This is a genomic window from Streptomyces sp. NPDC048142, assembly GCF_043202835.1.
Classification (GTDB): domain Bacteria; phylum Actinomycetota; class Actinomycetes; order Streptomycetales; family Streptomycetaceae; genus Streptomyces.
On the sequence record NZ_JBIDBC010000045.1, the window covers coordinates 1 to 19816 of the forward strand.

The 19816-nt window shown below is 67.2% G+C and carries 22 protein-coding genes and 1 pseudogene; 13 read left to right on the forward strand and 10 right to left on the reverse strand.

Annotated features, from left to right (window positions below):
* The 5 genes from ACGF2Y_RS33725 to ACGF2Y_RS33745 form a co-directional block, all read left to right on the forward strand.
* Positions 1–368: transposase (locus tag ACGF2Y_RS33725; RefSeq protein ID WP_392955301.1), on the forward strand; the 368-nt coding region annotated here is incomplete at its 5' end.
* A 103-nt stretch (positions 369–471) separates the two neighbouring features.
* Positions 472–1038, forward strand: a complete 567-nt coding sequence (locus ACGF2Y_RS33730; protein ID WP_392955303.1) for a hypothetical protein — start codon at positions 472–474, stop codon at positions 1036–1038.
* 753 nt (positions 1039–1791) lie between these two features.
* A complete protein-coding gene (locus tag ACGF2Y_RS33735; RefSeq protein WP_392955382.1) occupies positions 1792–2526 on the forward strand; it encodes a DUF6879 family protein in 735 nt (244 codons plus the stop codon).
* A gap of 20 nt (positions 2527–2546) precedes the next feature.
* Positions 2547–3398, forward strand: a complete 852-nt coding sequence (locus ACGF2Y_RS33740; protein WP_392955304.1) for a helix-turn-helix domain-containing protein — start codon at positions 2547–2549, stop codon at positions 3396–3398.
* 175 nt (positions 3399–3573) lie between these two features.
* Positions 3574–3816: a hypothetical protein gene (locus ACGF2Y_RS33745; RefSeq protein WP_392955306.1), complete on the forward strand. Its 243-nt coding sequence runs from the start codon at positions 3574–3576 to the stop codon at positions 3814–3816.
* A gap of 118 nt (positions 3817–3934) precedes the next feature.
* Here the strand turns inward: ACGF2Y_RS33745 and ACGF2Y_RS33750 are convergent, their stop codons facing one another.
* The 5 genes and pseudogenes from ACGF2Y_RS33750 to ACGF2Y_RS33770 form a co-directional block, all read right to left on the reverse strand.
* Positions 3935–4210: a hypothetical protein gene (locus ACGF2Y_RS33750; protein WP_392955308.1), complete on the reverse strand. Its 276-nt coding sequence runs from the start codon at positions 4208–4210 to the stop codon at positions 3935–3937.
* A 220-nt stretch (positions 4211–4430) separates the two neighbouring features.
* Positions 4431–4619: a hypothetical protein gene (locus tag ACGF2Y_RS33755; RefSeq protein WP_392955310.1), complete on the reverse strand. Its 189-nt coding sequence runs from the start codon at positions 4617–4619 to the stop codon at positions 4431–4433.
* A gap of 939 nt (positions 4620–5558) precedes the next feature.
* Positions 5559–6788: an AAA family ATPase gene (locus ACGF2Y_RS33760; RefSeq protein ID WP_392955312.1), complete on the reverse strand. Its 1230-nt coding sequence runs from the start codon at positions 6786–6788 to the stop codon at positions 5559–5561.
* Positions 6789–6910: 122 nt separating this feature from the next.
* Complete coding sequence (locus ACGF2Y_RS33765; RefSeq protein ID WP_392955383.1) at positions 6911–8146, reverse strand: IS701 family transposase; 1236 nt, start codon at positions 8144–8146, stop codon at positions 6911–6913.
* Between the two features lie 420 nt (positions 8147–8566).
* A pseudogene (locus ACGF2Y_RS33770) lies at positions 8567–8710 on the reverse strand (XRE family transcriptional regulator); the annotation flags it as partial.
* A 652-nt stretch (positions 8711–9362) separates the two neighbouring features.
* Between ACGF2Y_RS33770 and ACGF2Y_RS33775 the strand changes: the two are divergent.
* The 4 genes from ACGF2Y_RS33775 to ACGF2Y_RS33790 all read left to right on the forward strand — a co-directional run bounded on the left by ACGF2Y_RS33775 (position 9363) and on the right by ACGF2Y_RS33790 (position 13250).
* Positions 9363–10115, forward strand: coding sequence for a LytR/AlgR family response regulator transcription factor (locus tag ACGF2Y_RS33775; protein WP_392955314.1), 753 nt, complete (start codon positions 9363–9365; stop codon positions 10113–10115).
* 86 nt (positions 10116–10201) lie between these two features.
* Complete coding sequence (locus tag ACGF2Y_RS33780; RefSeq protein ID WP_392955316.1) at positions 10202–10564, forward strand: hypothetical protein; 363 nt, start codon at positions 10202–10204, stop codon at positions 10562–10564.
* Positions 10561–12063, forward strand: coding sequence for a cation acetate symporter (locus ACGF2Y_RS33785; RefSeq protein WP_392955318.1), 1503 nt, complete (start codon positions 10561–10563; stop codon positions 12061–12063). Before ACGF2Y_RS33780 ends, ACGF2Y_RS33785 begins: the two co-directional genes overlap by 4 nt.
* A complete protein-coding gene (locus ACGF2Y_RS33790; protein WP_392955320.1) occupies positions 12060–13250 on the forward strand; it encodes a sensor histidine kinase in 1191 nt (396 codons plus the stop codon). Before ACGF2Y_RS33785 ends, ACGF2Y_RS33790 begins: the two co-directional genes overlap by 4 nt.
* A gap of 9 nt (positions 13251–13259) precedes the next feature.
* Here ACGF2Y_RS33790 and ACGF2Y_RS33795 read toward each other — a convergent pair whose 3' ends face one another.
* Positions 13260–13775, reverse strand: coding sequence for a hypothetical protein (locus ACGF2Y_RS33795; RefSeq protein WP_392955321.1), 516 nt, complete (start codon positions 13773–13775; stop codon positions 13260–13262).
* 112 nt (positions 13776–13887) lie between these two features.
* Here ACGF2Y_RS33795 and ACGF2Y_RS33800 point away from each other — a divergent pair, with 112 nt between their 5' ends.
* Entirely contained in the window at positions 13888–14085 is a 198-nt protein-coding gene (locus tag ACGF2Y_RS33800) for a zf-HC2 domain-containing protein (protein WP_392955323.1), read from the forward strand.
* Here ACGF2Y_RS33800 and ACGF2Y_RS33805 read toward each other — a convergent pair.
* Positions 14019–14591: a sigma-70 family RNA polymerase sigma factor gene (locus tag ACGF2Y_RS33805; RefSeq protein ID WP_392955325.1), complete on the reverse strand. Its 573-nt coding sequence runs from the start codon at positions 14589–14591 to the stop codon at positions 14019–14021. The two genes, ACGF2Y_RS33800 and ACGF2Y_RS33805, sit on opposite strands and share 67 nt — an antisense overlap.
* A 267-nt stretch (positions 14592–14858) precedes the next feature.
* Here ACGF2Y_RS33805 and ACGF2Y_RS33810 point away from each other — a divergent pair, with 267 nt between their 5' ends.
* Positions 14859–16079, forward strand: coding sequence for a CapA family protein (locus ACGF2Y_RS33810; protein WP_392955326.1), 1221 nt, complete (start codon positions 14859–14861; stop codon positions 16077–16079).
* Here the strand turns inward: ACGF2Y_RS33810 and ACGF2Y_RS33815 are convergent.
* Complete coding sequence (locus tag ACGF2Y_RS33815) at positions 16063–16524, reverse strand: universal stress protein (RefSeq protein ID WP_392955328.1); 462 nt, start codon at positions 16522–16524, stop codon at positions 16063–16065. The two genes, ACGF2Y_RS33810 and ACGF2Y_RS33815, sit on opposite strands and share 17 nt — an antisense overlap.
* Before the next feature lie 203 nt (positions 16525–16727).
* On the opposite strand from ACGF2Y_RS33815, the gene ACGF2Y_RS33820 reads away from it, so the two are divergent.
* The gene (locus ACGF2Y_RS33820) at positions 16728–17579 is read left to right on the forward strand and encodes a polysaccharide deacetylase family protein (protein ID WP_392955329.1); all 852 of its coding nucleotides are present in this window, start codon (positions 16728–16730) and stop codon (positions 17577–17579) included.
* Positions 17580–17659: 80 nt separating this feature from the next.
* On the opposite strand, the gene ACGF2Y_RS33825 is transcribed toward ACGF2Y_RS33820, so the two are convergent.
* Positions 17660–18322 carry a class F sortase gene (locus tag ACGF2Y_RS33825; protein WP_392955331.1) on the reverse strand — a complete coding sequence of 221 codons (663 nt, stop codon included), beginning with the start codon at positions 18320–18322 and terminating at the stop codon, positions 17660–17662.
* A 360-nt stretch (positions 18323–18682) separates the two neighbouring features.
* On the opposite strand from ACGF2Y_RS33825, the gene ACGF2Y_RS33830 reads away from it, so the two are divergent.
* Positions 18683–19162 (forward strand): hypothetical protein, encoded by a 480-nt coding sequence (locus ACGF2Y_RS33830; protein WP_392955333.1) that lies wholly within the window; start codon positions 18683–18685, stop codon positions 19160–19162.
* A gap of 89 nt (positions 19163–19251) precedes the next feature.
* Here ACGF2Y_RS33830 and ACGF2Y_RS33835 read toward each other — a convergent pair whose 3' ends face one another.
* Positions 19252–19809: a hypothetical protein gene (locus ACGF2Y_RS33835; protein ID WP_392955335.1), complete on the reverse strand. Its 558-nt coding sequence runs from the start codon at positions 19807–19809 to the stop codon at positions 19252–19254.
* Between the last annotated feature and the right edge of the window lie 7 nt (positions 19810–19816).

The following is a 19816-nucleotide window of genomic DNA, read 5'->3' on the forward strand; positions in this document are numbered from 1 at the left end:
AGAAGGTCCGCGTCGCCCGCCCGGGCTCCGGCCGCCCGCGCACCAGGCCCCGCCGGGTCCGTGCCGACAAGGCGTACGCCTCCCGCAAGAACCGCCGCTACCTATGCATACGCGGGATCAAGGCGGTCATCCCGGAGAAGGCCGACCAAGCCGCGAACCGCAAGAAGCGCGGCAGCGCCGGCGGCCGACCCATCTCCCACGACGCCGAGCTGTACAAGGACCGCAACACCGTAGAGCGCTGCATCAACCGGCTCCGCAACTGGCGTGGCATCGCCACCCGCTATGACAAAACCCCGCAGAGCTACGAAGCCGGACTCCACCTCTGCGGCGCGATGCTCTGGATCCGCAGCATCACACCGCACTCATGATCCGAATCCCAGACAGGACCTAGCGGTCCCCCTGGCGGCGGCCAGTGGAAGGCGGACGCATGATGGATGCAGAAGCAGGGGGGCAACCCGCCGGAGAATCGTCATGAAGCTCAAGGCCGCAAGCATCGCAGTCACGACAGCCCTCTTCTTCGGTGGTGCCGCAGCCTGCGGGGACGGCGGCAGCCCCAGCGAGACCTCGCCGACCAGTACACCGCCCATCAGCACGCCGCAGACGCCGTCGCCTCATAAGGCTCCGCGTGAGCTGAAGGAAGGACAAACCATCAAGGTCACGACCGAGGACGGACCTGCCGAGATCACCCTGCTGGCCGTCGACAACACCACGGCTATCGGCGACGCGAAGTCGGATGCCGGACAGCAGTACATCGTGTACACCATGAAGGTAAAGAACCTCGGTGAGACAGAGTGGGACACCGGCTGGCTGGAAAGCCCACGCTGGTCCGGCACGGACGGGGAAGCCGTCAACCCTGTCTTTGTGGTCGGCCCCGAAGACCTCAAGCTAATCCCATACAGGCCGTTCTCCAGCACGCCCGAACCGCGCCCCGGCGAGAATGTCAAGGCAACCGAGGTGCTCGGAGTCCCGGACAACTCCGGCACGTTGCAGTTCGAGGACAGCAACGGCAACGCCCAGTTCAACATCGTCATCAGGTAAGGGGCCTGAAGGAGGAGACCCCGCCCGGCACGTCGGGGGGTGCACTGGTTCGGTAGGCAGTACACGGAACGCGAGTAGCCCTCCGCCTGGAGGCATGGCGCGCGCCGGACCAAAATGGGTGGGTGGCATCGCCCTCCGCTTACGGCTCTGCCCTGACGACGATCGCGAACGACGTCCGGATGCGCCTGAACGCCTTGTGCCCGCTCCGCCCTGTGTGGCTCATGCACTCGACATCGACGGGCTCCGGATCTGTCGCCGGTGTCGACTGCCAGTCGCACCACAAACACTCAGCCTCGTAGGTGACTTCGGTGTCCGGATGCTCAGTGATGCGGTGCAGGACGTACCGGTACGCGGCACGAACAACCCCGGTCACTTGTGCCGCCACCCAGCGCGGTGACGGCCGATCTCAACGTTGACGTCGGTCACCTTCGACCAGTCGCCGGCTCGGGCGGCTTCGGTCCGCTCCCCGACCAGCGCGCCGCATACGTCGCACCCCTTATGAGGCCTCGGAGCTTCCGGAGGGGGCGTCAGGAACACGGGGGGAGCCATCGTCGTCTTTGCGTCGTCCATAGAACGCGACGCTAGAGACAACGAGTTGGTCGCACCATCAAATGTTCTCGCATGTTCTCGCACATTGGCAGGCTGTTCGCCCGTGGTCTCACGCTGGGTCAGGAAACGGGTACTGGCGAGGACGGCCCTCCGGTGATGATGTTGCCGACAGGCAAGGTCTGGACAGAAGAGGATGTGGGGACAGTGGCTCGGAACCTCCGCTTCAACGGCACGGGCTCAGGCGGCGGCGGATGCCCGTCCGTACACGAAGACTTGGACAGCGGCGAGGTGATCGTTCACGGCCCGCCGCTCACCGACGCCGACGATGTCGCCCAGCTTCAGCACCTCAACACCGGAGAGGTTCCGATCGTGGTGCCCCGGGACCTGTTGGTCGACTTCGCGCCCAAGACCCGCACCCCGCGCATCGTCGACCTGGACGAGTTCGGGAAGCTGTTCGAAACGTTCAAGCACACGGCTTGGCGTCTGGAGACGCGCCGCCGGTTCGCGTCCGATGAACTCACCGAAACATACGCCCAGTTCGCCGCTGGCTTGCCCGTCGAGTGGGACTACGATGACGACTGGTGCCGGAATGTCCGGGCTCAGACCGTGGAGGGAAAGCGGTTCGAACGAGTCCGGATCATTGACAGCCCGCCGACGCCGGGGCAGTTGTACTTGCTCGACAACGCGAAGCGTAACTGTGCCGCCGGGGAGGACATCCGGAACTTGGAGCGTGCTCACGCCGACCGGCTGGGGCTCCCCGCCGAAGACTTCTGGATCTTCGACTCACGGATCGTTGCGCTCCTCAACTTCGACGGGGACGACGACCTTGTGGATGTTGAGCTGATCACCGAGCCGGCTGAAGTGAACCGCTACGCCCAGGCTCGGGACGCGGCATGGCATCACGCGATCCGGTACGACGTCTTCGCGGCGAACCTCTGACAGTTAGTAGCGTGTGACCGGTGAGCAGCACAGACTTTCAAACGGCACGGGACGCCCTCGGCGCACGGCTCCGGGAGCTTCGGGTCTCGGGCCCCGGGGGGCGGCTCACCGGTCCGCAACTGAGCGAACGGCTCGGCTGGCCGCACTCCAAAATCTACAAACTGGAGAACGGGCGGCAGACCGCGACCGCCGCCGACCTCCAAGCATGGGCGGAGGCCACCGGGCAGCCCGACGCCGTGGCCGACCTGCACTCACGACTCAAGGGCCTAGAGTCCCACGTCCGGTCGTGGCGACGTCAACTGGCCGCAGGGCATCGCCCGGTTCAAGACGCGATCACCGCCGAACACGCCCGGACAACCACCCTGTACGTCTGGGAGAACGCCCTCATCCCGGGGATGGTTCAGACCCCCGGGTACGCCCGCGCCGTGTTCACCCGGCACGCCCAGTTGATGCGCTCCCCCAGGGACACCGAAGAGGCCGTCCGGGCCCGGGTGCGACGCCAGGAAGCGTTGTACGACCCCAGGAAGCGGCACCGGATCATCATGTGGGAAGGGGCGCTGCGAGCCCTCGTATGCTCCCCTGCGGTGCTGGCCGCACAGCTTGACCGGCTGTCCAGCCTTACCGGACTCGACACGGTGGAGCTGGGGATCGTCCCATTCACCGCACCACTGAAGATCCATCCGGCGAATGGCTTCTGGATTTATGACGACAGGCTGGTCGTCGTAGAGGACTGGCACGCGGAGCTGTGGATCGACGACGCCGACAGCATCGCCGTCTACCAACGCACATGGGACCTTCTACGCGGGTCGGCCGCGTTCGGTGCGGATGCCCAGCGGGTCATCGGCCAGGCACTGCGCGGCATCTCAAGCTGAGGGATCCTCTCATCACTCAGGCCCACTCGGCACCCGGGGCGAAATGCCCACCCCGGGTCGGAGCGCAAGCAAGGTTGGCCTTGTGGGAGTTGAGTTGCTGACGTCTGTGGTCGAGAGCATGATGTGAAGGGAAACAACGTCTTGGGTCGATGACGTTTCGTGAGGGAGTAACCCGATGGGCAATAGAGGATACACAATCAGCGGGAGCGCCGTCATAAATACCCGCGAAGTGACGGCCGAAAAAGTTGGCCTCATTGTCATGGAAATCGTCGCGGCAGGCCACCACGTCGACGTCGAACCTGAAATGTCCAAGGAAAAAGAGGGGATGCTCACAGCGATGATCCGAATCCACCTCATTGGAGACTCATCTCTGGAGCTGCTTCGTAGCCTGAAGCAGAAGTATCGAGACTACCTCTAAGATTGTGCTTGAGGCGTAGCTGGGGAGCGACCCCATTCGCGGCGGGCCGCAACGGGCCGAGAGGGCCCACAAGAGGTTTCGCTCACGCCTCTTTGTGGGCCCTTTTCTATGCCTTCAGTCAGGCAGCGTTCGGGTCAACGTCGTCGAGGTCTACGCCTCTTTCTGCTGCCCATTCACGAGTAGCAGCCCCGGTCGCTCCCTTACTCCGGGTGTACGTGCGTCCGGCTGCCTTGCTGGCAGCTTCCTCAGCTAGGGATTCAGTAAAGTGCCCGGCTCTCCATAGGCGTAACATCTCTTCTGGTGCTGAGCTTTTCAGACTTCTCATGTAGTCCAGGCTGTACTGCTCTACTTCGTTGGTGGGGTCGTTGTACTTCTTCTGGTCTTGAGATCCCATGGTTAGAATTCCTTCCGTGTTGTTTCACCCGTTGATGGGTGGTGGTTCACACGAGTTGTTCCCTGTGAGCGTTGGTTGTGCTGAATCACGCTGCCGTTTCCGTCCGGGATTAGGCATGTGCGTCCTAGGGTTACTTGCCCGTCGAGTCCGTTGCGCATCCAGGGCTTGTGGACATGATTTTCACAAAGGGTTGGATTCGCGTAGTCGGCATCGACAGGGCTCACGCTTTTGGGGAGTCATCAGCCTCCACAAGGCGAATGAGATTATCCCAATGGTCATGCCGAGTGGGGTCCTTGCGCTCGACGGTGAGCCCTGATTCTTTAATCTTGTCGAGTGGCGAACCTGTCATGGCAGACCATGAGAGCATCCATCGTTCGTATTCCAGTCCTCCGACTTTCAGGAAGGTCATGTAGCTCGATGTGTACGGGTTGAATCTGTTAAGCCATTCGGCGCTGCTTCCGTGCGGTCCATCGATACGAACGGTCCCGTCTGGAGAGACGATGACCCCGGCAACTGGGGCCCCTAGAGCGGGAATCCATGACCCGAGCCGGCGATTCGTGCTCTCTGGCCATGTGAAGCCTTCGGGTAACTCCCTAGCCACGGCTTGCATGTTGTCGAACTGTGGCTGTGTCAGAGGGTTTATGAGCGGGTTTTCTGGTGTTCTCTTAGGCATCTCGGCGGGTCTCTCTTTCTCTTCTGCGCATTGTCAGGTCGTAGGGGTCTTTCACGTTTCGGACTCTCATTGGGAGGTCGGCGTCCTCTATGGCTTGTGTAGCCCTGGCTACGTGATCATCGGTGAACCACTTCCGGAACGAAATCCCGCATGATCCACAGGTGTAGTAATAGACAGTGGTGTTCGGCTTGGTAGATGGTTCGCTTCGGGTTGGGATTTCGGTAACCCCTCTTACATACTGGGCACTCCGCTAAGTGGTGTCTGTTTGTCATAATTACTTCCAAAGTTCCCAGCAATCTTCGCAGTTACAGATCCGAGCATGTGCGATCTCTCGGTAGTGGTGAAATAACCTCCGCCATTCCTGGCAGATACCGTGGTCGCATTTGTTGTCGTCGCATACATCGTCATAGCGGGTTGAGTTCATGAAGTCCCGGAGCATACCGGCCTGGTAAAGAGCCATCTCTGATTCTGCTCATCTCTTGCCCTCTCGTTTTGATGATTACTTACTTTGGTTCATTGCCCGATAGGTTGGGCAAGTGGGGTCATGCTTGATCTCTAGCATGACAAGCCCCGGCTTTATCTCATTCAGTTCTGTTGTTGCCAGGCAGTCCCCACAGGGGTTCATCCGGCTATCCAGCATTGCTTCTGTGAGGACGCGGGCTACGTGGTGATGGTTCATGCTATTTCCTCACGCAAGTACCGGGAAACCTGTTGTGCTCGGTCCTGCCGGATTCCCAGCGTGGCTCGCACGTTCGCTACAGTCGGCTTTTCGTCCGGGGCTTCCTGCTGGAACCTGTCCGACAGCTCCTCAACCGTTTCCACTCTGGTGGCCGGGCTAGGCTCGCCCTTAATGCCCTTGATACGGGGGGCTGGTGACACAAGTACGACTGAACTCTCTGGCTCTCCCCAGTAGTTCAGGACTCCGTCCACTTCCCGGATGATGGGTTCTAGCATGACTTTCGATGTGCCGTCATCTTTTGCCTTGGAAGTCTCGACGGTTACCAGATTTTGCTTCCGGTCACGACGGATGAAGATTTCCGATTGCAGCGCCGCCTTAACAGCTCCAGCTCCGCGCCCTTTCAAATTTCCGCCCGTTGTGGACTGGTCTCCCGTGGAATGATGAACGAGAACCACACATACACCGGTCTCGGCAATAAGAGCATCGAGGCTGTTTACTACCTCTGACATCTCTTTATTGGAATTCTCCTCAAGACCTGCCGTACATCTTGACTGGGTATCAAGGACCAAAAGATCGATCTTCTGGTCCTTAATGGCGTTTCTTAGATTCTGCCAGTCCGGACGGTTTTCTCCTCGGTCAATCTGGATGGCCTTGGTAAGGAAGCTGACATTCTCCATGACGCGGCCGTAATACTGTTCCAGGGCTAGCTTTCTCTTACGGATTCCCTCTGCACCTTCTGCGACGACTATCAAGGTCCGGATTCCCTCGGACTGAACTCTATGTCCAAACCACTCTGCTCCCCAGCCCATATGAGCGGCCATTGAGAGCATCACAAAGGACTTGAAACTGGCCGAGTGCCCTACAACCCTGTTAAGCGTCTTCTTGTAGAGAAACCCTTCCAGGATCGGTTCCAGGGTAGGAATCCCGTCCAGGGATTCCGAGTCGTGCCAGTAGCCGGGGAAAGGCTTCTGTTCCTTGCGGGTGATCTCACCGAGCTGATCTTTAAAATCGTCAGGCCACTTGCTGCAAGAATAATTATGTACATGGCCTGCTAGATCGCCCTCGTTGTGTTCCTCTCCACAGGAGAAGGGACGCCAGTGATTCTCCGGGTTCCAGGATAATTTTTTGTGTAGGTCGGGGGTGTGGGTCCTATAGCATTCCCAGACCGCGTCAGCAATCTCGCGCTCTTCGTCGTGCAAGTCCTCGTAGGCTCTTAGTACGCTCACTTTATTGGTTATCTTTTCTGGGCTTGACGTAAGAACAGAAACTGCTTAATCGCTTCTCTGCCCAGGTGGGAAAGGCTTCTGTTCTCTTCTTTGGCTAGTACTCCAGCTGTAGATCGCAATCTTCATGTCTGGGCGGCTTGTCGCTGATAGTGGCTGGCCTGGGATCGGGCCTGGTGGCGGCGTCGCCAATGGGACCAGTCGAGCCGGTGGGTCGCGTCGTGGACGGGCCGGACGGCGAGCGCGGTGAACAGGTGCTGGATCTCGTTGCAGGTGAGTGGTATCAGCCCGTCCGGCTTCGAGTGGCGGGCGTGTTCGTCGGCGCGGACGACGGTGAGGAAGGCGTGGGCGAGCATCGCGAGGGTGACCCAGCGGTGCCAGGACGTCCAGCGTCTGACCTGGTGCTCGTCCAGTCCGGCCAGGCCCTTGCCGGACTGGAAGGTCTCCTCGACCGTCCATCTGCGCCCGGCGACCCGCACCAGGGTGGACAGCGGAACCCGGACTGCTGAGTAGCAGCGGTAGAAGGCAAGTTCACGGGTGCGCCGGTTGCGGCGGACGAGCAGCTGACGGTGGCCCGGCCGGTCGTCGGCGATGTCGGCCAGGGCCCAGTCGTAGAAGCGGTGCCCCTTGGCGCCGTCGCCGGCGGAGAGTTTCTGCCAGGCCCGCTTCGGCAGCATCTTGACCAGGACGTCGGCCCGGAAGTTGCCAGCTCGGGTGGTGATCTGGTGGTCACGGGCCACGGCGAGCACGTAGCCGGTCTCGTGTCTCTCCAGCTCGGTCCGCAGGTGCGGGTTGCCTCCGTAGACCTCATCGCCCGCCACCCAGGATGCGGCAACGCCGGCGTCCAGGGCGCGGCCGATCATGCGGGCGGCGAGGGCGGGTTTCGTGGCGAAGCCGACGGCGTCGGGTATCCCGGCGGCCCGGCAGCGGGCCGGTTCCTCGGTCCAGGAGCGCGGAACATACAGCTCCCGGTCGATCGCCGCGTGCCCGAGCGGGGTTGAGTAGGCGAGGTAGACGGCGACCTGGCTGTTCTCGATGCGGCCTGCGGTGCCGGTGTACTGGCGCTGCACGCCCACCGTGCCGGTGCCCTTCTTCAGGTCGCCGGTCTCGTCCACGACCAGCACCGCGTCCTCGTGGTGCAGGTGCTCAACGACGAAGCCCCGGATGTCATCGCGTACCGCGTCGGCGTCCCATCTGGCCCTCGACAGCAGGTGCTGCAGACCATGCGGATTCGCGTCCCCGGCATGCTCGGCGAGCGTCCAGCAGTTCTTGCGCGGCAGGCCCGACAACAACCCGAGGACGAACGCCCTCGCCCGGCGACGGGGTTCCACCCGGACGAACCGTCCCGCGATACGGCCCATCAAGGCCTCGAACGTCTCCTGCCAGCGAGCAGGATCTATGCTGTGACCCGCGGCCACCGTCTGATCTTCTGTCTTCACACACCGATGATCACCGGTGGCCGCACCCGTTCCCGGACCAGCCCCGCCCAGCAAGATCGCGATCTACAGCTGGAGTACTAGCTCTGCCAGTTCATTCAGTAAGCTTTCCGGTAGCAATACCTGAAGAGATTTTGTAGCCTCTCCATCGGCTAGCCTTGGAGCCCCTGGTCCTCGTGTTGTCATGTTTATACAATTCCTTCCTGATGTGTCCCGGAATGCATCCTGTTCATTAATATAGTATACACGACAATTCGGACATATGCAACCTACAACGAGTTTATGAAAAAACCCCTGGTCAGCCAATGCGGCTCAAGCTCAGGGGTTCTTCGGGTGCTGTCCTGGTTATTCCGGAACGCTGCTGTACCTCTCCAGGGTTGCTTTGCTGGTGGACGTGTCGAGTAGGCGCAGCTCCCACGGGCCTGTGTTTATGTCGAAATCCTTCCCGAACCCGACCCAATTCCCGGCCATACGTCGCCCGGTGGGCTTCAATGACACCGGTTTGACGCCCCCGAGTGACGCCCCTGTGTCGCCTCTTGGCCACCCTCTGTGTCGTCGCAATGGTCATGATCGGCATCGCAGGATCAGGCGCATGGCCACGACGAGAGTTCCCGAGTATCAGACGAACGTTCCGAGCGGACAGACTTGCACCAAGTGCCGCAAGATCATCGGACAGCCCGAATCCGCTCGCCGTATCAGGATTGTCGGCGGTCGCGAAGGCAGTCCCGATGTTGAGTACGAGCACGTTCGCTGCCTGCTCGCTGAGCGCGTGGACAAGTCTCCCCCGATCTTGCTCGTCCGGAAGTGCGGGTGCTCCTGTCATCGCTGAGAGGGCACAGGCAGGGCACAGCCCCCAGAGATACCCCGTGTTCTCCAGTGATCGCGGGGTATCTCGTTTTGGCTGCTCACAGAGGGTTTCAGAGAAGATCCCCAGGTGAGCGTGACTCTGCTGGCCGTACTGCCCGACCTGCCAGACCGGCGGGAAGCCCCTTGCCGACCGGCGGCTCTCGAAGTTCCTGAAGTGAACGCGGGCCCGGCGGTCCTGAAATGACCTGGGGCCCGGCGGTCCTGAAGTGAGCGCTGCCGCCGCCGGGGCCCTTTCCGGCCCCGATCCGCCCCGCACCCCCTAAACTCCGGCCTCATGCTGCGCGTACTCGCCGTCGACGACGAACAACCCGCTCTGGAGGAACTCCTCTACCTCCTGCGCGCCGACCACCGGGTCCGCAGTGCCGAGGGCGCCACCGGTGCGACCGAGGCACTGCGCCGCATCGGCGGCGCGGTGGACGCCGGCCCCGACGACCCGTCCGCGATCGACGTGGTCTTCCTCGACATCCACATGGCCGGACTCACCGGCCTCGACGTCGCCCAGCTCCTCGCCGGATTCGCCGCGCCCCCGCTGATCGTGTTCGTCACCGCGCACGAGGGCTTCGCCGTCCACGCCTTCGACCTCAAGGCCGTCGACTACGTCCTCAAACCGGTCCGCCGCGAACGCCTCGCCGAAGCCGTCCGCCGGGTCGCCGAACAGGTGGCGGACCGGTCCGCACCGGTTCACGACAGCGCGGGCGACCAGATCCCGGTCGAGCTCGGCGGCGTCATCCGCTTCATCCCCATCGAGGAGATCGCGTACGCCGAGGCGCAGGGCGACTACGCGCGCCTGCACACCTCCGCCGGCAGCCATCTGGTCCGCATTCCGCTCACCACCCTGGAGGAGCGCTGGCGCTCCCGCGGCTTCGTCCGGATCCACCGCCGCCACCTCGTGGCGCTGGGCCGGATCGACGAACTGCGTCTGGACGCGGGCAGCATGAGCGTGCGCATCGGGGAAGCCGAGCTCGCCGTCAGCCGCCGCCACACCCGCGCCCTCCGCGACCTCCTGATGCGCCAGGGCGGCCGCTGAAGGAGGCCGTGAGGCCGTCGCTGACCTGCTGCGTTCTTCGGTGATCCCTTCCCACCGGCGCCCGCCGACGCCTACACTCCGAGCCCATGCCCGCAGAGCCATCGCCCCGGCGCGAAGTGGTCACGGGGGAGCCGCGGCGGGTGCGCCCGCTGCCCCGCTACCGCACCCAGTCGGAGATCGACGAGCAGACCGCCCTCGGCGGCGCCTACGTGCGCTCGCTGATGCGCGGCCAGCTGCGCGCCGGGCTCACCGTCTTCGGCGTGCTCGCCCTCGTCGCGGGCACCCTGCCGCTCCTCTTCGCCGCGCTGAACAGCTCCGCCCTGGTCTGGGCGGTGCTCGGCTTCGCCACCTACCCGCCGCTCGTCCTGGCCGCCTGGTGGTACGTCCGCAGGGCCGAGCGCAACGAATGCGACTTCGCCCGGCTGGTGGAGGGCCGCCCCGCCCCGTGAGCACCCCCGCCCCCATGGCCTCCTGGGTGGCCGTCGCCCTCGTCGTCCTCGCCACCGTCCTCGTCGGCGGCTTCGGCCTGCGCATCTCCCGGACGACCTCCGACTTCTACGTCGCCTCCCGCACCGTGCGCCCCCGCCTCAACGCCGCCGCGATCAGCGGCGAATACCTCTCCGCCGCCTCCTTCCTCGGTGTCGCCGGGCTCGTCCTCGTCCACGGCCCGGACATGCTCTGGTACCCGGTCGGCTACACCGCCGGATACCTGGTGCTCCTGGTCTTCGTCGCCGCACCGCTGCGCCGCTCGGGGGCGTACACCCTGCCGGACTTCGCCGAGGGACGGCTCGAATCGCGGCAGGTCCGGCGACTGGTCAGCGCGCTCGTCGTCGGCGCGGGCTGGCTCTACCTCGTACCCCAGCTCCAGGGCGCCGGACTCACCCTGAAGATCCTCACCGGCGCGCCCGGCTGGCTCGGCGACGTGCTCGTCGCCACCGTGGTGACCGTCGCCGTCGCCGCCGGCGGAATGCGCTCCATCACCTTCGTCCAGGTCTTCCAGTACTGGCTGAAGCTCACCGCCCTCCTCGTCCCCGCCCTCTTCCTGGTCCTCGCCTGGCAGGGCGACGGCGGGCCCCGGGTCAGCTTCGACGACCAGCTCGCCGTCTTCCGCGCCGACCACCCGCTCTACGCGACGTACGGACTGATCGTGGCGACCTTTCTCGGGACCATGGGCCTGCCGCATGTCGTCGTCCGCTTCTACACCAGCCCGAACGGCCGCGACGCCCGCCGCACCACCGTCGCCGTGCTCGCCCTGGTCGGCCTCTTCTACCTGCTGCCGCCGGTCTACGGCGCGCTCGGCCGGCTCTACACCCCCGAACTGCGGTACGGGGGAGACGCGGACGCCGCCGTCCTGCTGCTGCCCGCCCGCGTCATCGGCGGACTCGGCGGCGACCTCCTCGGGGCGCTGATCGCCGGCGGGGCGTTCGCCGCGTTCCTGTCCACCGCCTCCGGGCTCACCATGGCCGTCGCCGGAGTCATCACCCAGGACGTCCTGCCCTCGCGCGGGGTGCGCCACTTCCGGCTCGCCACCGTCCTCGCCATCGCCGTGCCGCTCGCCGGTTCCCTGCTGGTGAGCCGGGTGCCGGTGGCCGACGCGGTGGGCATGGCCTTCGCCGTCTCCGCCTCCTCCTTCTGCCCGCTGCTCGTCCTCGGCATCTGGTGGCGGCGGCTCACCCCGCCGGGGGCCGTCGCGGGGCTCCTGCTGGGCGGCGGCTCCGCCCTGCTGGCGGTGGCCATCACCGTCAGCGGAGCCGTACGCCCGCCCGGCTGGCCGCACGCCCTGCTCGCCTGGCCCGCCGTCTGGTCCGTCCCCGTGGGGTTTCTCGCGATGATCCTCGTCTCGCTCGCCACCCCGGGGCGGATACCCCCGGGCACCAACGCCGCTATGACCCGCTTCCACCTCCCCGAAGCCCTCACCTCCGCGCGGACTGCCGGGCGGGAACGATGACCGGCGCCGTGATCGCCGTACTCGTCGTGCTGGTCGCGCTGCTGCTCGGCACCGGGTTCTGGCTGGGCCGCCGCACCGCCCGCCCGCTGCGCCCCAGCGACGTCGGCACACCCGTCGAGCACGCCACGTTCGAGACCCTGCACACCGCGTCGCTGGCCGCCCCGCCGCTGCGGGCGGGCCTCACCGAGGAGAGCGCCCGGCGCGCCGCCGGCAGGCTGCGCTCCCTGCTCGGCACCGACGCCCTCTGCCTCACCGACCGGGACCGGGTGCTGGTCTGGGACGGCGCCGGGCAACACCACGGCAAGGACGTGCTGGAGCACCTGAAGGTGCTGCTGGACAACGGCCGCGGCACCGCCTTCGACAGCGGCTGCGCCGACCTCGACTGCCCGCTCCGCTGGGCCGTCGCCGTTCCGCTCACCGTCGAGAACCGGGTCCTGGGCGCGCTCGTCGCCTACGCCCCGCGCGAATCGGCGGTGCTGGCACGGGCCGCGGGGGAGGTGGCGCGCTGGGTCTGCGTCCAGCTGGAACTGGCCGAGCTGGACCGCTCCCGTACGCAGCTGATCGAAGCCGAGATCAAGGCCCTGCGGGCGCAGATCTCCCCGCACTTCATCTTCAACTCGCTCGCCGCCATCGCCTCGTTCGTCCGGACCGATCCCGAGCAGGCCCGCGAACTTCTCCTGGAATTCGCCGACTTCACCCGCTACTCGTTCCGCCGGCACGGGGAGTTCACCACCCTGGCCGACGAACTGCACTCCATCGACCAGTATTTGGCCCTCGTCCGCGCCCGCTTCGGGGAACGCCTCGCCGTGACCCTCCAGGTCGCCCCGGAGGTGCTGCCGGTCGCGCTGCCGTTCCTGTGCCTCCAGCCCCTGGTGGAGAACGCCGTCAAACACGGACTCGAAGGCGCTGTCACCCGCAGCCGTATCACCATCAGCGCCCTGGACGCCGGCTCGGAGGCCGAGGTGGTCATCGAGGACGACGGAACAGGGATGGACCCCGACCGGCTGCGGCAGATCCTGCGTGGCGAGGGCGGCGCCTCCACCGGCATCGGTCTGCTCAACGTGGACGAGCGGCTGCGCCAGGTCTACGGCGACGACTACGGCCTCGTCATCGAGACCGGGGTCGGGGCGGGCATGAAGATCACGGTGCGGCTGCCCAAGTACCGTGCCGGGGTCCATGGTTCCTGAACAAACGGATCAGCGGAGGTGGACGGCCAGATGGCCCAGCGGCAGCCCCAACTGCCAGGCAGGGGTCCAGATCCGGACCTCGCCCCCGTCCCCGGGGCCGGCCGGGTCATCCCGGGGAGCGGAGCCGATCGCGTCCAGGTCCGCCGCGAGCAGCTCGGTCTCCTCCAGCCAGCGCCAGGCCGCCCGCGCCAGTGCCAGATCGGGGTCGCCGGGCGCGGCGCACCGTCCTGTCTCCGCCAGCCGCTCGCAGACCCAGGCGCGCCAGGCGCACCCGTACGCCGTGAGCGTCCGCAGCTCGTCGACCCGCGGTTCGGGCAGGGCCCGGAGGGCGGGGACGTCTCCGGGGAACGCGCACAGGAACATCGTCAGCGCGAGCGCGTCGCGCCCCGCCCGGAACTCCAGGGTGTCCGGCTCCATCAGATCGCCGGTCCGTAGCACATCGTCGGCGATGTACTCGGTGGACAGCCAGGTCATCGGTACCCGGAGCCCGCTCCCGCCGCTCCCATCCGTATCCTCGGGACGCATCCCCTCTCGCCTCTTTCCTTGCTCGGTACCGGGCTTCACGCAGCATTGAACCGGGGGCGGGCGCCCCGCGTGGGCAGAAGGGGAGGATCGCCCAGGAGATACGAGGCTGTGAATGAGTGCCGACCCCGGTGACGACGGGCATGTGCGCCTGCTGCTGGGCGCGTACGTCCTGGACGCCCTGGACGACGGGGAGACCTGCCGGGTCACCGGCCATCTCCAGGGCTGCGACGACTGTGCCCGGGTCTACGCGGAGGTGGCCGAGGCCTCCGCCCTGCTGGCGCTGCTCCGGGCGGAGGACCTGCGGGAGTAGCCGGGCAGTGTGCGCGCAAGGACCCGCAGGGCGTAGTACGAACGGGACTTGACGGTCCCGGCGGGTATGCCGAGCGCGGCGGCCGTCTCACCGACGCTCAGCCCGCGGAAGTAGATCTGCACCAGCACCGCACGGTGCTCGGGGCTGAGGGTGCGGACCGCCTCGCGGACGTCCAGGGCCCGGACGGCACGGTCCGCGGTGTCCAGGGCGGCCGGAGTGCTCTCCAGCACCGTGTCGCTGACCTCCACGGGGCGGGCCCGGCGCGAGCGCCGCGCGTCGATGGCGAGACGGCGGCCGACGGTGAACAGCCACGGTCGCATCGAGTCGTAGGGCGCGTCGAAGGCCTCGGGATGCTGCCAGGCGCGTACGAGCGTCTCCTGCACCAGGTCCTCGGCCCGCTGCCGGTCCCCGAAGGTCAGACCGAGGAGGAAGTGGAACAGGGCGGGGCCGTGGTCCCGCTGCAACTCCGCGAGGGTCCGCTCATCGGTCGTCGTGGTGGTGTTCATGAACGTCCTCTCCCGCCGAGGCCCCTGACGGCCTCGTTGCCGACTCGCGTATACGAACGCATTCGGCGGCGCGGGAACAGGCGGTACGCCAAGGCGTGCGACGAGCGGTCGCTCAGTGCGGCGAATGGTGCGGTGAACGGTCGAGGGGCCGTCGGGGTCGGCCGGTACGACCAGTTCAGCTAGGTATGCGGCAATGCTCCTTGCTTATGCGGTAGGAAGATATGTGTATTCGGATGGTCTTAATCATCCGGATATGGAGTCGAGCAGATGACGCAGCGCATCCGACCGGGCACCGTCGCCGCCTTCGCCCTCCTGCTCGCCGCGGCCACCGGCTGCACCGGGCAGCCGTCCATGGCCCCCGCGCCGAGCCGACCGCCCGCCGCCCCGGGCGCGGGCGGCCAGGACGCCGATGGGCCCCGCCCGTTCACGCTTCTCGCCGCCGGCGACATCCTGCCGCACTCCTCCGTGATCGACCGGGCCGCCGCCGACGCGGGCGGCAGCGGCTACGACTTCGCCCCGATGCTGGCGGGCGTCGCCCCGGTCGTCTCCGGCGCCGACCTGGCGTTCTGCCATATGGAGACGGTGTACGGGAAGGAGGGCGGCCCCTACACCGGCTACCCGAACTTCAAGTCACCGCCCGAGATCGCCACCGCCCTGCGCACCACCGGGTTCGACTCCTGCTCCACCGCCTCCAACCACACCCTCGACGACGGGTCCGAAGGCGTCCGGCGCACGCTCGGAGCACTGGACAAGGCGGGCATCCGGCACGCCGGCTCCGCCCGTACCGCCGCCGAGGCCGCCCGGCCCACGATCCTGCCCGCCGGACCGGGGAAGGGCGCGGCCAAGGTCGCCCACCTCGCGTACACCTACGGCACCAACGACATCCCGCTGCCCGCCGACCGGCCCTGGACGGTCAACCTGACCGACGAGCGGAAGATCATCGAGGAGTCCAGGGCGGCCCGGCGCGCCGGGGCCGATGTCGTCGTCCTCTCCGCCCACTGGGGCACCGAATGGCAGGACGAGCCCGACGCGCGGCAACTGGAGCTGGCCCGGCGGCTCACCGCCTCCGCCGACGGGGGCCGCCCCGACATCGACCTGATCATCGGCACCCACGCCCATGTGCCACAGGCGTACGAGAAGGTCAACGGCACCTGGGTCGTCTACGGCATGGGCGACCAGATCGCCGGAGCGATGATCAACTACGAAGGGGCCCAGGACCCGCGCGGCAACCAGAGCTCGATGGGCCGCTTCACCTTCGCGCCGCCCGCGAAACCCGGCGAGCGCTGGACGGTGAAGAAGGCGGAGTTCGTCCCGCAGTGGTACGACACCGTCACCGGACGCGCCGTCAACCTCAACGCGGCCCTCGACGACGGGGCCGAGCATCTCCGCGAGGTCCGCGACCGCATCCGTACCGTCGTCCTGGGCCGGGGAGCGGACGAGGACGGGCTGCTCATGGGCGAACAGGCACCATCTACGGCACCACGGTGACCGGCCAGCGACCCGCCTTCACCAGGCGTACGGCCACCGAGCCGACGAAGCGGTGCCCGGCCGACTCCGAGGCCCCGACCACCACCGCGTCCGCCTTCAGCTCGTCGGCCGCCGTCACCAGGCCGTTGTAGGCGTCGCCCCGGAAGGTGTGGAACTCCCAGCGCACGTCCCACGTGTCCCCGAAGCGCTCGGTCGCCGCGCGGATCTCGGCGGCCAGCTCCTTCGCCACCTCGCCCGTGATGTCACCCGCCGGCACGCCCAGCGCGGTACCCGCCGCCATGACCGGCTGGACGTACACCAGGGCCAGCACGGCGTTCTGCCGACGGGCGAGTCCGGCGGCGTAGGCCGCCGCGCGCATCGACGAATCGGAGCCGTCGAGCCCCGCGACGATCACCTTGGGTCCGTCCGTACCGCGTTCGAACCGATGAGACTGCTGCTCTTTCACGGCTCCGAGGCTATCGGCTCACCGTGCAGGGAAGGGTGTGGGCCGTTGGCCGGATCCGGCTGGGACGAACAGGGCGGGCTTCGGCGGAGAGGGTACGAGGCGGGCTCCGGCGGAGAGGAACATATTGCGTCGATCGGGTGCAAAATGGGCGGCGTCCGGTGTCGGCGGCCGGCGCGGACGTCCGGCCGTGCGAGCAGTTGGCCATGAGAAGTGATCGCACCGGACCCGAGCGCCGGACCCTGCTGGGATGCGCCCTCGGCCTCGGAGTCGCCACCACCGTGCACCTGATCGCCGCCGATCCGGCATCGACGCCCAGCCGCCCCGCGCGCGCCGCGGACACCCCTCCCGCCCCGGCGCCAGGGCCCCCGGCGAACGTCCGGGGCCGGCCCTCCCCGTACCGGCTCGACCCGATGACCGCGAACAACCCGCCCCGGTTCAGACCGGCCAGACCGCCCGTGCGGACCCGGCCCTTCGAGCACCTTCCCGAGCTCGGGCACTCGATGGTCCTCAGCTTCGACGACGGCCCCGACCCGCTCCACACCCCCGACATCCTGGCCACCCTGCGCGAGCACCGGGTCCGCGCGATGTTCTTCGTCTGCGGTGAGATGGCCGAGGGCAATCCGGACCTGCTGCGCGAGATGGCCGACGACGGACATGTGGTGGGCAACCACTCCTGGTCCCACCCGCTGATCCCGAAGCTCTCCCGCCCCGCGATCCGCGACGAGCTGGGGCGTACCAGCGAGGTGGTGGAGCGGGTGCTCGGGGCTCCACCGCTGTGGTATCGCGCGCCGTACGGTGCGTGGAACCGCAACTCCTTCGAGATCGGGGCCGAGTTGGGCATGGAACCCATGGCCTGGACCGTGGACACGCTCGACTGGAAGACGCCGGGGACCGGCACGATCGTCCGCCGGGTGCTGGACGGAGCGGCGCCCGGCGTCGTCGTCCTCTCGCACGACGCGGGCGGCGACCGCTCACAGAGCGTCGCGGCCCTGCGCCGCTATCTGCCCCGGCTGCTGGACTCCGGCTACCGCATCACGGTGCCGCACCGCGTCTGAGCCGAGGAGCGCGTACGCGCCTGGCTGTGCCCCCTGGAATTCGCCGACCGCCGGGGGCGCAGCCAGGCGCGTACGTTCGGTCAGCGGGTCTCGATCAGCCGGGCGAAGACCACCACGTTGCCGTCGTAGCCGCCCGCCTTGGAGTAGCCCCCGCCGCAGGTGATGACCCGCAGCTCCGCGTGGCCGGTGTCGCCGTAGACCCGGGGGCCGGGGAAGTCGTTCTTGGAGAAGACCTCCACCCCGTAGACCTCGAAGACCGCGACCCGGCTGTCGTAGCGGGTGACCTCGACGTGGTGCCCCTTCCGGAGCGAGCCGAGGCCGTAGAAGACCGCGGGCCCGGACATGTTGTCGACATGGCCGACGACCACGGCGGTGCCCTGCTGGCCGGGGGCGATGCCGTTCTGGTACCAGCCGGCGAGGTTGGGGTCCTCGGCGGGCGGGGCGTCGATCCATCCGTTGGCGTCCAGGTTGACGTCGATGACGGGGGCGTCCACGTCGATGGACGGGATCGTCACCCGGGAGGCCGGGGCGTACGGCAGCGGCTGCACCGGCTCGCCTTCCACCGGCGGTCCCGCGGTGTCCTTGCCCAGGTCCAGCGAGGCGGCCGCGGCGGGCTGCGGAGGGCCCGCCTCCCCGAACTCCGTGCCGTTGCGCATGAGGGCGAGGCCGCTGAGCAGCACCAGGGCGATCGCACCCCAGGGCACACGTCTGGTCCGCTCGGCGCCAGCGTAGTCCCGGCCCATGGTTCTCCCTTCGTCGCGACGCTGTGAACGCTAAGGGCGCCGCGTCCGGGCGGCGATCAGAGAGGGGCGAACGGGTGGCGGCGGGGCTGAGGGTGTCCGGCCCTGATCCGCCGGACACCCCCTGGAGCCCACCGGATGGCTGCCCATCGGAGTAATGAGCAGATAAAAGTTCTGACGGTCGGTGACCTGCGACTCCGTCAGGTTCGGGGGTTTTCGTACGGCGTGTCGCGTCACCGGGGTGGAGCAACACCGAAGTGCGAGCCGCCGGTCCGCTGGTGAGTGTTCGTCATGGGAGGCGTTCTCGTCGATCCAGCCCGGGGGAGAAGCCCCCGGGGGCGTTTCCCGCTGGAGGTTCACACGATGCGTGTTTCACGCGCTCTCGCGGTCACCGCGACCGCTTTCGCGGCCGTCGGGCTCGCGGCCCCCATGGCCGCGGCCACCAATGGTCCGAGCAACATCACCGTCAACCCGTACTCGGTCCACCAGGGTGCGACCATGAAGGTCACCGCGCAGGGCTGCGGTCACGGCGGGAAGGTCTGGTCGAACGCGTTCCCGACGACCGAGCTCTCCGCGGGCGGCACCGGGCATGCGAAGGCGCACATCCGTCACAACGCCACTCCGGGGCACTACAACCTGTCCGTGAAGTGCAGTGACAACAACCGGATCGAGACGCACAAGTTCACCGTGCTCGCCGGCAACGGCGCGCAGGGCGGGCTCGGCGGCTCGATGGGCCCGAGCTCCGTGGAGATGCAGGTCGGCGGCGGTCTGGTGGCCGCATCGGCCATCGGCGGCGCGGTCTTCCTCGTCCGGCGCCGGCGGACGAGCCATGCGGCGTTCTAAGGCGTCGAACCTCCCGCCCGGCCCGATACGCCCGTCGCCCCGAGTCCTGGATCAGGACCCGGGGCGACTGTCGTGCGCCGCATGCGCGGTCAGTGGCGGCGGTCGGTGGTGCGGCGGCGCGCGAAGTAGAGAGCGCCCGAGGCCGCCGCGACCACCAGGGCCGCTCCGGCGGCGACCTCCACCGTGTCGGTGGTGCCGGAGCTTCCGCCGAGGCCGCCGCGTACGCCACTCGGCACGAGGGCCGTCGAGCTGGCGGTCGGGACCGTGGTGGGTGTCGGGGTGGGCGTGCTCGTGGCACTGCCGGTGATGGTGAGGTTGACGTTCCGGGAGGTCCCGGTGGAGCCGCAGGAGAACGTCACCGCGTAGACGGCGCCCCGGCGGGCGTCCGTGTCGACGGTGGCGGTGGTTGTCGTGCTGCCGCTCGGGATGGTGGCGGTGTCGAAGATGCCCGAGGTGATGGTCGTCTCGCCCGTGCAGCCACCGGCGCCGAGGGTGACCCGGCCGCCCGGTGCGATGACCGACGGACTGATCGTCGGATTGAACGTGCTGGCGGCCCCGTCCGGCGCGGCGTGGGCGGCGGACGGGGCCAGCAGTGTCAGGGCGCCGGCGCCGAGCAGAGCGAGCGGTGCGACACGTATCGCGCGCATGGTGGAT